Source organism: Polymorphobacter sp. (assembly GCF_051860865.1).
In the GTDB taxonomy this organism is placed as follows: domain Bacteria; phylum Pseudomonadota; class Alphaproteobacteria; order Sphingomonadales; family Sphingomonadaceae; genus Sandarakinorhabdus.
In genome coordinates this window covers 1-12,037 of sequence record NZ_JBIMKZ010000089.1, presented here as the reverse complement: position 1 = coordinate 12,037, position 12,037 = coordinate 1, and the positions used below count along the sequence as shown (strand labels likewise).

Sequence of the window (12,037 nt, the reverse complement as noted above, 5' to 3'; positions counted from 1 at the left end):
ATCGCTTCCTCGACGACGCACGGCTTGTTCACATGCCCGGAGATCTGGAACAGCTTGGTGCCTTCGTTCTTCGGCCGGCCGATGCCGGCAAACCAGTCGGCGCCGCGCCGCAGGATCGTCGGCGTCACCGCGATCGATTCGACATTGTTGACGGTCGTCGGGTTGCCATAAAGGCCGACGCCAGCCGGAAACGGCGGCTTCAGGCGCGGCTGGCCCTTCTTGCCCTCCAGGCTTTCGATCATTGCGGTTTCCTCACCGCAGATATAGGCCCCTGCCCCGCGATGGACGATCACATCGAAATCATAGCCCGAGCCACAGGCGTTCTTGCCGATCAGCCCGGCGCGATAGGCTTCCGCCACAGCGGCAAACAGCGTCTCGGCCTCGCGGATATATTCGCCGCGGATGTAGATGAAGGCTGCCGAGGCGCGCATCGCATAGCCCGCCACCAGCGCGCCCTCGATCAGCTTGTGCGGATCGTGGCGAATGATCTCCCGATCCTTGCAGCTGCCGGGCTCGGATTCGTCGGCGTTGATCACGAGATAGCTCGGCCGTTCGGCGCTCGGCGTCTTCGGCATGAAGCTCCACTTCATGCCGGTCGGAAAGCCAGCGCCGCCACGACCGCGCAGGCCCGACGCCTTGATCGCGTCTATGATCGCATCCGGCCCTGGCGCCAGCAGCGCCTTGGTGTCCTCCCAGTCGCCGCGCGAGTGCGCCGCTTCCAGGTTCCATGGCTGAAAGCCATAGAGGTTGGTGAAGATCCGGTCCTTGTCCGCCAGCACGTCAACCACTCCTAATCACGCCTTGGCACGTCGAGCCGCGCGGCCCGGCGGTCGAATACCAGCCCCAGCACTAGACACACCGCACTCACCACCGCCAGCACCGGCGTGGTGCTGCGCCCCGTCATCAACAGGAACAATGACCCGAAACCGCTGACGATTGCCACCACCAGCACCGCCAGCGCCAGCTTGCGCAGGGTCGCGGCGTCGTTCATCCGGCCATTTCCCTGAGCGTCGTCGGCCCGCCCTCCGGGCAGCTGGCCTGCCGACCAGTCTGCGAGCCCGATGCCGGCATGTCGCCCCGCATCAGGGCCTCGAGGATCGCCATTGTCGACTCATAGGTCAGGTCCTCGAAATTATCGTCGTTGACTTGCACCATCGGCGCATTGGCACAGGTGCCCATGCATTCGACCTCGGTCAGCGTGAACAGACCGTCATGGGTCACGCCGCCCTTCTTCAATCCCTTGTCGAAGCAGGCGCGCAGCACATCGTCCGAACCGCGCAGCATGCACGGCGTCGTGCCGCAGACCTGGACATGATAACGGCCGACCGGCGCCAGATTGTACATCGTGTAAAAGCTCGCCACCTCATAGGCGCGCATATACGGCATGCCGATCTGGGCGGCGACATATTCGATCACGGGTACCGGCAGCCAGGCGCTGCCGGTCGCCTCGGCAACCTGGCCCTGCGCCAGCCAGAACAGCGGCATCACCGCGCTCGCCTGCCGCCCCGCCGGATAGCGGCCGATGATCTCGGCCGCCTTTTCGGCATTCTCCGGCGTCCAGGCAAACGGCCCTTCGAACGCCGGCGCCACACTCATCGCATCGTCCGCCATCAGCGCACAAACTCCACCCGCTCGACCAGATCGCCCTCGAAGCAATAGATCGAGATCACCTCGAACGGCACCGACGCCGCCGAACGAAACACTTCCTCGTGCAACACCACCTTGTCGCCGACGACATAGCTGGCCTTGACCAACGCACGGTTCTCCGGAAACTCGGCGAACATCGCCTTCAGCCCGGCGCGCACGCCCTCGCGGCCCTCGCGCAGCACGGCACCGCGATAGGTCGCCTCACAGCCGGCCTCGGTCATCATCTCGGCATAGCCATCGGCGTCCTGCGCATTGTACAGCGCCATCAGTCGCTCGACGATCGCCAGCCGCGTCTCGGGGGTCATGCCTGTCATTCCTGTCTCAGAGCCCGGCCAGTGCCGAGCCGGTGCGCGGCGGTGCCGGCCATTTCATCGGCGTCTCGGCGACGCCCTCCAGCGCCAGTTCGCCATCCTCGACAACGACACGCGCCAGCACGATCTTCGAGCCTTCGCCGTCCTTGCACATCCAGCTCGCCATCATCTGACCGGCAGGCGCCGCAGAAGCCCGGCGCAGATAACAGCCCTCGATCATCTTCATGAACTTGCCGGCGCCGATATTGGTGCCGCCGCGCAGCCCGACACGCCCCTCCAACATCACCTCCATCGCCGCCACGTCACCGCGGTCGGCAGCGCGCAGAAAGTCCATCGGCGACGCCGCTTGGGCCAGCGCCGGCCCGGCGAGCATGATGCCCGCAAGCGCGCCGACGATCGCCGTTTTCACCGGTCGACCTCGCCGAAGACAATGTCGAGCGAGCCGAGGATGGCCGGCGCGTCGGCAAGCATATGGCCCTTGCAGAGGAAATCCATCGCCTGAAGATGCGCCATGCCGGTGGCGCGAATATGGCAGCGCCACGGCTTGTTGGTGCCGTCCGCCACCAGATAGATGCCGAACTCGCCCTTGGGGCTCTCCGTCGCCACATAGGCATCGCCGGCCGGCACCCGCATGCCCTCGGTATAGAGCTTGAAATGATGGATGAGCGCTTCCATCGACCGCTTCATCTCGGAGCGGCTCGGCGGCGCCACCTTGCGGTCGAGCGTCATGTGCGATCCCGCCGGCATGTCGGCGACGCACTGGCGGATGATGCGCAGCGACTGCCGCATCTCCTCCATCCGCACCATGAAGCGGGCGTAACAGTCCCCGTCATTGCCGACGATCACGTCGAAATCGACAAGATGATAGGCATCATAGGGCTGCGACCGGCGCAGGTCCCATGGCACGCCGCTGGCGCGGATGCACGGCCCGGTGAACCCCCAGGCGATGGCATCGGCGGCCGAGATCTTGCCGATATCGACATTGCGCTGCTTGAAGATGCGGTTGTCGGCAACCAGCCCCTGCATCTCGTCGAGCACGCGCGGAAACCCGTCGCACCAGGCGAGAATATCGTCGAGCAAGCCGTCCGGCAGATCCTGATGGACGCCGCCGGGCCGGAAATACGCCGCGTGGAAGCGAGCGCCGGATACGCGCTCGTAGAATTCCATCAGCTTCTCGCGTTCCTCGAACAGCCAGAGGATCGGCGTCATCGCGCCGACATCCATGGCATGCGTGGTCACGTTGAGGATGTGATTGAGAATGCGGGTGATCTCCGCGAACATCGTACGGATGTACTTGGCCCGCAGCGGCACTTCGATGCCGGCCAGCTTCTCGATCGCCAGCACATAGCTGTGCTCCATGCACATCGGCGAGACATAATCGAGGCGGTCCATATAGGGCAGCGCCTGCAGATAGGTCTTGTATTCGATCAGCTTCTCGGTGCCGCGATGCAGCAGGCCGATATGCGGATCGCAGCGCTCGATGATCTCGCCGTCCAGCTCCATCACCAGCCGCAGCACGCCATGCGCTGCCGGATGCTGGGGGCCGAAATTGATCATGTAGTTCTCGATCGAATTGCCCTCCTGGGCCGGCAGCACGTCGGTCACATCATCTTTGGTCCAGGCCACGCCCGCCCGCTCAAGCACGCTTGCGCTCCTTGTTGTCGTCGGTGCCGGGCGCTGCCTTCTCGTCGCCGGGCAGGATGTAATCGGTGCCCTCCCAAGGTGACAGGAAGTCGAAATTGCGGAAATCCTGCGCCAGCTTCACCGGCTCATAGACCACCCGCTTATGCTCTTCCGAATAGCGCAGCTCGACATGGCCGGTCAGCGGGAAGTCCTTGCGGAACGGATGGCCCTCGAAGCCATAGTCGGTGAGGATGCGCCGCATGTCCGGATTGCCGTCGAACATCACGCCGTAGCAGTCCCAGGTCTCGCGCTCGTACCAACCCGCCACCGGCCACAGCCCGGCCAGGCTCGGCACCGGCGTCCGCTGGTCGGTCGTGACCTTGACGCGCAGCCGCAGGTTTCGCTGCATCGACAGCAGCTGGTACACCACCTCGAACCGCTCGGGACGGTCCGGCCAGTCGACGCCGCAGATGTCGATCAGCTGGCCCATCTGCAGGGCCGGATCAGCGCGCAGCCGCTCCATCACCTCGACCAACCTGTCCCGCGTCACCAGCGCCGCAACTTCACCAACATGCGCCTCGGTCGCCAGCAGCATGTCGCCGAGCACCTCGGCCAGATAGGCCTCGATGCCCTCGACCCCGGCCATCGCCGGCCAGCTCGTTTGCCCAGCCACGGCCGCTTGAACCACGGGCCGGCTCACCGGTCGAAACTCCCGACGCGGCGGATCTTCCGCTGCAGCGCCAGAACCCCGTAGAGCAATGCTTCTGCTGTCGGCGGGCAGCCCGGCACATAGATATCCACCGGCACGATGCGATCACAGCCGCGCACTACCGAATAGCTGTAGTGATAATAGCCGCCGCCATTGGCACAGCTGCCCATCGAGATCACGTAGCGTGGCTCGCTCATCTGGTCGTAGACGCGGCGCAGCGCCGGCGCCATCTTGTTGCACAGTGTGCCGGCGACGATCATCACGTCCGACTGGCGCGGGGAAGCGCGCGGCGCCACGCCGAACCGCTCGAGGTCATAGCGCGGCATGTTGGTATGCATCATCTCGACCGCGCAGCAGGCGAGCCCGAAGGTCATCCACCACATCGAGCCGGTGCGCGCCCAATGGAACAGGTCCTCGGTCGAGGTGACCAGAAAGCCCTTGTCCGCCACTTCCTGCGACACATCGCCGAGAAACTGGTCACGGTTCGCCTCGCCGAGCGCCAGCGCGCCACCCGGCTTGATGATGGCGGGTTCGGTCACTCCCATTCCAACGCTCCCGATTTCCACTCATAGGCTAGGCCGAGCGTCAGGATTCCGAGGAACGTCATCATCGACCACCAGGCCTCCGGCCCGCCCCAGTGCAGGCTGACAGCCCAGGGGAACAGAAACGCCGCCTCGAGATCGAAGATGATGAACAAAATGGCCACCAGATAAAAACGCACGTCGAAACGGCTGCGGCTGTCCGAAAACGCCGGGAAGCCGCTCTCATACTCGGCCAGCTTGACCGAATCCGGCTTGGCCGTGCCGGTCAGGCCAGACACCAGCATCGGCGCCCCCACGAAGATCATCGCAAAGACGATCCCCACGACGAGGAACAGCAGGATTGGCAGATACTCGCCAGCAATATCGGACATGGCCTGAGGGGCCCTTCCTTCACAGACACCAGGTTGCCGGCCTTCTACGCACAGCCTCCCGGCAGGGCAAGGCGGCTGCGACGAAAACTCGGGCGTTCAGCCGCGCAGCGCGCCGGAAACCAGCTTGTGCAGCTTCGACTGAACCTGCGCGTTGCCGGCCACGACCTCGCGCCGCGCCACCATCGCCTCGCCACCCCGATAATCGCAGACGAAGCCACCGGCTTCCCTGACGAGCAGAATGCCGGCCGCGACGTCCCATTCGGACAGGCCGGCCTCCCAGAAGCCGTCGAATCGTCCCGCCGCCACCCAGGCGAGGTCGAGCGCCGCCGCCCCGAAGCGCCGCACGCCGGCCACCTCGGGCATCACCGCCGCGAGCTGCCGTGTGAAGGCCGGGGCATCGCCGTGGCCGCGAAACGGAATGCCGGTGGCGAGCACGCAGTCGCCGAGGTCACGCCGCGCCGACACCCGCAGCCGGCGGTCGGAGAGCCATGCGCCCCTGCCCTTCTCGGCCCAGTAGCTTTCGCCGGTCAGCGGCTGGTGCACCAGTCCGGCCACCGTCTCGCCATTCACTTCAGCGGCAATCGAAATGGCGAAATGCGGCATGCCATGGAGGAAATTGGTCGTGCCATCGAGTGGATCGACGATCCAGCGGGCGCCACGATCGGCGCCCTCGGTCTCGCCGCCCTCTTCCAGCGTCAGCCCCCAGTCGGGGCGGGCATGGCTGAGGATCTCGACGATCGTCTGCTCGGCAGCGCGGTCGGCGTTGGAAACGAAATCGGCCGGCCCCTTGCGAGAGACCTGCAGCGCATCGACCTCGCCGAAATCGCGCCGAAGCTTCGGCGCCGCCTTGCGCGCCGCCTTTTCCATGACCGTGATAAGCGAACTATGCAGCACCATCGGGCTCAGTCCGCCCGCCGCAGATATTCCCGTTCATAGGTATCGACGACAATCTTGGTGCCGGCGTTGATGAACGGCGGGACCATCACGCGGACGCCATTTTCCAGGATCGCCGGCTTGTAGCTCGACGACGCGGTCTGGCCCTTCACCACCGCCTCGGTCTCGGCGATCACCGCCTCGATCTGGTCAGGCAGCTGCACCGAGATCGGCTTTTCCTCGTACAGCTCCATCACCACGTCCATCCCATCCTGCAGGAAGTCGGACGCCTCGCCGAGCAGGTCCTTGGGCATCGAGATCTGCTCATAGCTGTCCTTGTCCATGAAGGTCAGCATGTCGCCCTCGGCGAACAGGAACTGGAAGTCGCGCGTGTCCAGCCGCACCTTTTCCACCGTCTCGGCCGAGCGGAAGCGCTCGTTGGTCTTGCGGCCGTCCATCAGGTTCTTCATCTCGACCTGCATATAGGCGCCGCCCTTGCCCGGCTGGGTGTGCTGGATCTTGGCGACCTTCCACAAGCCTTTGTCCCATTCGAGGATGTTGCCGGGGCGGATTTCGGTGGCGTTGATCTTCACGGGTCTTCTCTTCGTCAAAAAAGTCTGGACGCGCCCGCCCTAGCGGCTTCCGCCCCCGCTGCCAACCTTAGGCACGTCCGGGCGCACATCGGGGCCGACGGCGGGGTCCGCCGCTGGCTCGTCACCCAGATGCATCCGCATCGTCACCGCCAGCGCCACCACCATCAGCGCCGCCCCGCCGAGGAACGGCGCGGCAATGCCAAGCCCGGCATAGACACTGCCCGATATCGCCGGCCCGACGATCCGGCCGCCCGCCGATGCGCCTTGCGTCAGGCCGTTGACCAGCCCGCGATCCCGCTCGTTGGTCGCGGTCGCCACCATCGTCTGATAGGCCGGGTTGAACATCCCCACGCCCAGCGCTGTCACCCCCAGGGCTGCGATCACCATCGCCGCGCCGGCCCAGTCACCAAGCCCGGTCAGCCCGAGCAGCCCCAGCCCGAGCGCATAGCCGCAGATGCCGAACAGCGCGACGCGGCGCGATCCATAACGGCGGGCCAGCGGTGCCGAGCCGAACGCCTGCATAAGGGACGATACCGTGCCGATCAGCCCGAAGCACAGGCCGACGTCTCGCGGACTCCAGCCCAGCCGGTCGTTGGCGAACATCGCGAAGGTCGTCTCCATCATCGCCGCCGAGCCGATCACCAGCACCGCGACCAGCATCAGCCCCACCACCTCAGGCTTGTCGGCCATCACCGCAAGCGCCCGCGGCGCGCCGCCACTGTCCCGTGCCGCCTGCCGCCGGGCCGTGTCATGGCTCTCGGGCAGCTTCCATATCACCAGCACCAGCGCCAGGGCCGACACTGCCGCTGCCACATAGGCGACCAGCTGGAAGTCCGGCATCGTCGGCGCGTCGCCGGCGACAAGGCCGCCCACCGCCGGCCCGAAGATGAAGCCGGCGCCGAATGCCGCACCGAGCAGTCCCAACGCGCGCGGCCGCTGCGGACCCTCGACCATGTCACCGACATAGGCGAAGGCGACGGCGATGTTGCCGGCCATCAGCCCGCCGAACAGCCGGGCGCCGCCAAGCATCCATATGTTGGTCGCTTCGGCCATGTAAAAATAGCTGAGCATGATGCCAAGAATCGACCCGATCAGCGCCGGCCGCCGGCCGAACCGGTCCGAAATCTTGCCCCAGATCGGCGCTCCGATAAACTGGCCGGCCGAATAGGCACCGAGCGCCACCGTTACCAGCTCGGGCCCCGCTCCCATGGCGCGGCCCCAGAAGGGAAACACCGGCAGCACCACGCCGAAGCCCATCAGCGAGATGAACACGCTGAGCAGCAACGGCACAAGCCTTCCCATCGGCAGGGGCTGGCCCGGCTGCCCCGCCTGCATCGTCTCTCGTCCGCTCATGCCGGGCGCCTTAGCAGGCCTTGCCGACCGCGTCCTGCCAATCCCGACGTTCACCGTCCTGCGGCTATTTGCGCGCTGCACCGCACACCGCGTTCCCGCCCCGGGCTTGAGACCCCCTCAAGCCATCGCTATAAGCGCCGTCCGGGCGGTCGCACAGGGCCGCCCTTTTGCATTGCTGGCGCCCCCATCGCGCCCCCGGAGTGAAGCATGACCATCACTGCCCTGATGCCCGTCTATGGCCGGTCCGAAGTGGCCCCGGTGCGCGGCGAAGGCTGTTATCTCTATGACGCCGAGGGGCATGAGTGGCTGGATTTCGCCAGCGGCATCGCCGTCAACAGCCTCGGCCATGGCCATCCGCACCTCGTCGCCGCCATCCAGCGCCAGGCGGCGACGCTGATGCACACCTCCAACCTCTACAAGGTGCCGGCGCAGACGGCGTTGGCTGAGCGGATCGTCAGCCTCACCTTCGCCGACACGGTATTCTTCACCAACTCGGGCGCCGAGGCGATAGAATGCGCGGTCAAGACCTGCCGGGCCTATCAATATGCCCAGGGCCATGCCGAGAAGTTCCGCATCCTTACCTTCTCCAACGCCTTCCACGGCCGGACGCTGGCGACCATCTCGGCCACCAACCAGGAGAAGATGCGCAAGGGCTTCGAGCCGCTGCCGGACTGGTTCCATGTACTGCCATTCAACGACCTGGAAGCCGTGGCGGCAGCAATCGACCCCAGCGTCGGCGGCATCATGGTCGAGCCGATCCAGGGCGAAGGCGGCATTCGGCCGGCAACCAAGGAATTTCTCCAGGGCCTGCGCTCGCTCTGCGACGCCCATGACCTGCTGCTGATACTCGACGAAGTGCAGTGCGGCGTCGCCCGCACCGGCACGCTGTTCGCCCATGAGCAATATGGCGTGACGCCCGATGTCATGGCCATCGCCAAGGGCATCGGCGGCGGATTCCCGGTCGGCGCCTGCCTGGCCACCGAGCGCGCCGCCGCCGGCATGGTCGTCGGCACCCATGGCAGCACCTATGGCGGCAACCCGCTCGCCATGGCCGCCTGCCAGGCGGTGCTGGACATCGTCGCCGAGCCCGCCTTTCTCGCCCGGGTGCGGGAGAGCGGCGAGCGGCTGCGCGCCGCGCTCGAGCAGATGATCCCCAATCACGACGACTTGTTCGACAGCGTGCGCGGCGTCGGGCTGATGCTTGGCCTCAAGCTCAAGACCGATAGCCGGGCCTTTGTCGCCCATGCCCGCAGCCACGGCATCCTCACCGTCGCCGCCGGCGAGAATGTCGTGCGCCTGCTGCCGCCGCTGATCATCGAAGAGCACCATATCCGCGAATGCGTCGACAAGCTTTCGGCTGCCGCGCGCAGTTTCGTCCCCGCTGAAGCCGCCTGAATCGGACCGATCCCATGCCGCATTTTCTCGATCTCGCCACCCCCAAGGCGGCGGGTCTCCGGGCCATTCTCGACGATGCCCATGCCCGCAAGCAGGCCCGTGCCGGCCGCCCCACCGGCATGGCCGATGACGGCGCCCCGCTCGCCGGCCATACGCTGGCGCTGATTTTCGAGAAGCCCAGCACCCGCACCCGCTTCAGCTTCGCCCAGGCCATCCGCCAGCTCGGCGGCTCGTCGATCACCGTCTCGGCGATCGAGATGCAGCTCGGCCGCGGCGAGACCGTGGAGGACACGGCGCGCGTGCTCAGCCGCATGGTCGATTCCGTCATGCTGCGGGCCAATTCGCACGCCACGCTGGAGGCGCTGGCGACCGCCGCCAGCGTGCCGGTGATCAACGGCCTGACCGATATCAGCCACCCCTGCCAGATCATGGCCGACATCCTCACCTTCGAGGAACATGCCGGCCGGCCGGTCAAGGGCAGCACCTGGGCCTGGCTCGGCGACGGCAACAACATGGCCAATTCGCTGATCGAGGCCGCCTCGGTGCTCGGCTTCGACCTGCGCCTCGGCGTGCCGCACGGCCATGATCCGGACACTGCCGTCATGGCTACCGCCTGCGCGCGCGGCGGTAGCATCGACCTTGTGCGCGATGCCCGCGAAGCCGTCGATGGTGCCGATGTCGTCGTCACCGACACCTGGGTCAGTATGGGACAGCCGGACAGCAAGGCCAAGCTCGCCGCCATGCAACCCTATCAGGTCGACAACAAGCTGATGAAACAGGCGGCCGGCGATGCCATCTTCCTGCACTGCCTCCCGGCGCACCGCGGCGAAGAAGTGACCCCGGACGTCATTGACGGCCCGCGCTCGCTGGTCTGGTCAGAGGCCGAGAACCGCCTCCATGTCCAGAAGTCGATCCTGCTCTGGTGCCACGGCCAGCTCGGATGACCCTTCTCGAAGGCCTGGCCCCCACCCACGACGCCAGCCTGGGCTTCGCGGTGCCGGCGCGCAACGTGCGCGGCCGGCTGGTGCGTCTCGATGCCAGCCTCGGCGCCATCCTCGCCGCCCATGCCTATCCGGCGCCGCTGGCCGCCACGCTGTCCGACGGGCTGGTGACGACAGCGCTGCTCGGCGGCACGCTGCGCGAGACCGGCGGCGGGCTGACCCTGCAGGCCCAGTCGGACGGCCCGCTGCAGTTGCTGGTCTGCGACTGGAACGCCGGCCAGCTGCGCGGCTATCTAAAGGGCGATGCCGAAACCGCGCCTGGTGACCTCGAGGCGATGTTTGGGGACGGCCACCTCGCCGTCACCCTCGACGAGACCAGCGCCAACGAGCGCTACCAAGGCATTGTCCCGCTCGAAGGCGCCGATATTGGCGCCGCCATCGAGCATTTTTTTCGCGCCTCAGAGCAGATCCCGACGCTGATCCGCACCGCGCTGATCGAGTCGCCGGAGACCGGCCCGATCGCCGGCGGCCTGCTGCTGCAATATCTGCCCAAAGGCGAGGACGGCCAGACCCGCCGCTTCGCCGAGGACGACGGCCAGCCCGAGCCCGAGGACTGGCAGCACATGCGCACGCTCGCCGCCACCATCACCGACGCCGAACTGGCCAGCCCCGATCTTGCCCCTGAGGCGCTGCTCTGGCGACTCTTCCATGAGGAGGAGGTGCGGCTGTTCCCGGCCATCGCGCCGTCGCGCGGCTGCCGCTGCTCGCCCGCGCACATCACCGACGTGCTCTCCCGCTTCCCCGAGGCCGAGCGCGCCGACATGCGCGGGCCGGACGGACTGATCGGCGTCGACTGCCAGTTCTGCGCCCGCACCTGGCGCATCCATGCCTGATACCGCGCCGCTCGCCGTCGTCCTGCTCTCCGGCGGCCTCGATTCGACCACGGCAGCGGCGATGATGCAGGCGCGCGGCTACCGGCTGCTGGCATTGACCATCGACTATAACCAGCGCCACCGGATCGAGCTCGACCACGCCGCCCGCGTCGCCGCCGCGCTCGGCGTCGTCCGCCACATCACCCTGCCGCTCGACCTGCGCGGCTTCGGCGGCAGCGCGCTCACCGCCGACATCGACGTACCCAAGACTGGCGTCGCCCCCGGAATCCCGGTCACCTATGTGCCGGCGCGCAATACCATATTCCTATCGGTCTGCCTCGGCTGGGCCGAAGCTGCCGGCGCCCACGATCTCGTTATCGGCGTCAACGCGCTCGATTACAGCGGCTATCCCGATTGCCGGCCAGAGTTCATCGCCGCCTTCGAGGCACTGGCCAACACTGCCACCCGCCACGGCGGCTTCACGGTCCACACGCCGCTCGCCGAGATGACCAAGGCCGACATCGTCCGCGCCGCCGCGGCTGCCGGGGCGCCGCTGCACCTAACCTGGTCCTGCTACGATCCCACGCCCGAAGGCCGCCCCTGCGGGCTGTGCGACAGCTGCCGCCTGCGCGCCAAGGGCTTCGCCGAGGCCGGCGTCGCGGACCCGGCCCTGTGAGCACCTACACGGTTAAGGAGTTGTTCCTCACCCTGCAGGGCGAGGGCGCACAGACCGGCCACCGCGCGGTGTTCCTGCGCTTCGCCGGCTGCAACCTCTGGACCGGCCTCGAGCGTGACCGTGCCACCGCC

At 66.8% G+C, this 12,037-nt stretch carries 16 protein-coding genes and 1 pseudogene; 5 read left to right on the top strand and 12 right to left on the bottom strand.

Features of this window, described 5'->3' with window-relative positions:
- The 12 genes from nuoF to ACTIFJ_RS13580 all read right to left on the bottom strand — a co-directional run.
- On the bottom strand, nt 1–779 hold a 779-nt coding region (nuoF, locus tag ACTIFJ_RS13635; protein ID WP_439534661.1), incomplete at its 3' end, for an NADH-quinone oxidoreductase subunit NuoF.
- Between the two features lie 11 nt (nt 780–790).
- Nucleotides 791–991 (bottom strand): hypothetical protein, encoded by a 201-nt coding sequence (locus ACTIFJ_RS13630; protein WP_439534659.1) that lies wholly within the window; start codon nt 989–991, stop codon nt 791–793.
- Nucleotides 988–1,611 carry a complex I 24 kDa subunit family protein gene (locus ACTIFJ_RS13625; protein ID WP_439534658.1) on the bottom strand — a complete coding sequence of 208 codons (624 nt, stop codon included), beginning with the start codon at nt 1,609–1,611 and terminating at the stop codon, nt 988–990. The genes ACTIFJ_RS13630 and ACTIFJ_RS13625 overlap by 4 nt, the downstream gene beginning before the upstream one ends.
- On the bottom strand, nt 1,611–1,952 hold the full coding sequence (locus ACTIFJ_RS13620) for a nuclear transport factor 2 family protein (protein ID WP_439534657.1): 342 nt from the start codon (nt 1,950–1,952) through the stop codon (nt 1,611–1,613). The genes ACTIFJ_RS13625 and ACTIFJ_RS13620 overlap by 1 nt, the downstream gene beginning before the upstream one ends.
- Nucleotides 1,953–1,968: 16 nt before the next feature.
- The gene (locus ACTIFJ_RS13615) at nt 1,969–2,367 is read right to left on the bottom strand and encodes a hypothetical protein (RefSeq protein WP_439534656.1); all 399 of its coding nucleotides are present in this window, start codon (nt 2,365–2,367) and stop codon (nt 1,969–1,971) included.
- Entirely contained in the window at nt 2,364–3,584 is a 1,221-nt protein-coding gene (locus ACTIFJ_RS13610; RefSeq protein ID WP_439534660.1) for an NADH-quinone oxidoreductase subunit D, read from the bottom strand. Before ACTIFJ_RS13610 ends, ACTIFJ_RS13615 begins: the two co-directional genes overlap by 4 nt.
- A gap of 10 nt (nt 3,585–3,594) precedes the next feature.
- Nucleotides 3,595–4,254 (bottom strand): NADH-quinone oxidoreductase subunit C, encoded by a 660-nt coding sequence (locus ACTIFJ_RS13605; RefSeq protein ID WP_439534655.1) that lies wholly within the window; start codon nt 4,252–4,254, stop codon nt 3,595–3,597.
- Between the two features lie 23 nt (nt 4,255–4,277).
- A complete protein-coding gene (locus ACTIFJ_RS13600; RefSeq protein ID WP_439534654.1) occupies nt 4,278–4,835 on the bottom strand; it encodes a NuoB/complex I 20 kDa subunit family protein in 558 nt (185 codons plus the stop codon).
- Nucleotides 4,826–5,203: an NADH-quinone oxidoreductase subunit A gene (ndhC, locus tag ACTIFJ_RS13595; protein WP_439534653.1), complete on the bottom strand. Its 378-nt coding sequence runs from the start codon at nt 5,201–5,203 to the stop codon at nt 4,826–4,828. Before ndhC ends, ACTIFJ_RS13600 begins: the two co-directional genes overlap by 10 nt.
- 96 nt (nt 5,204–5,299) lie before the next feature.
- Nucleotides 5,300–6,100, bottom strand: a complete 801-nt coding sequence (locus tag ACTIFJ_RS13590; protein WP_439534652.1) for an inositol monophosphatase family protein — start codon at nt 6,098–6,100, stop codon at nt 5,300–5,302.
- A gap of 5 nt (nt 6,101–6,105) precedes the next feature.
- On the bottom strand, nt 6,106–6,669 hold the full coding sequence (gene efp, locus ACTIFJ_RS13585) for an elongation factor P (RefSeq protein WP_439534651.1): 564 nt from the start codon (nt 6,667–6,669) through the stop codon (nt 6,106–6,108).
- Between the two features lie 39 nt (nt 6,670–6,708).
- The gene (locus tag ACTIFJ_RS13580) at nt 6,709–8,022 is read right to left on the bottom strand and encodes an MFS transporter (protein WP_439534650.1); all 1,314 of its coding nucleotides are present in this window, start codon (nt 8,020–8,022) and stop codon (nt 6,709–6,711) included.
- Nucleotides 8,023–8,229: 207 nt separating this feature from the next.
- Here ACTIFJ_RS13580 and ACTIFJ_RS13575 point away from each other — a divergent pair, with 207 nt between their 5' ends.
- The 5 genes and pseudogenes from ACTIFJ_RS13575 to ACTIFJ_RS13555 all read left to right on the top strand — a co-directional run.
- Nucleotides 8,230–9,417: an aspartate aminotransferase family protein gene (locus ACTIFJ_RS13575; protein ID WP_439534649.1), complete on the top strand. Its 1,188-nt coding sequence runs from the start codon at nt 8,230–8,232 to the stop codon at nt 9,415–9,417.
- A 14-nt stretch (nt 9,418–9,431) separates the two neighbouring features.
- Nucleotides 9,432–10,361 (top strand): ornithine carbamoyltransferase, encoded by a 930-nt coding sequence (gene argF, locus ACTIFJ_RS13570; protein WP_439534648.1) that lies wholly within the window; start codon nt 9,432–9,434, stop codon nt 10,359–10,361.
- The gene (locus ACTIFJ_RS13565; protein WP_439534647.1) at nt 10,358–11,251 is read left to right on the top strand and encodes an Hsp33 family molecular chaperone HslO; all 894 of its coding nucleotides are present in this window, start codon (nt 10,358–10,360) and stop codon (nt 11,249–11,251) included. Before argF ends, ACTIFJ_RS13565 begins: the two co-directional genes overlap by 4 nt.
- On the top strand, nt 11,244–11,906 hold the full coding sequence (queC, locus tag ACTIFJ_RS13560) for a 7-cyano-7-deazaguanine synthase QueC (protein ID WP_439534646.1): 663 nt from the start codon (nt 11,244–11,246) through the stop codon (nt 11,904–11,906). The genes ACTIFJ_RS13565 and queC overlap by 8 nt, the downstream gene beginning before the upstream one ends.
- Nucleotides 11,903–12,037: pseudogene (locus tag ACTIFJ_RS13555) on the top strand (7-carboxy-7-deazaguanine synthase); the annotation flags it as partial. The gene queC and the pseudogene ACTIFJ_RS13555, both read left to right, overlap by 4 nt.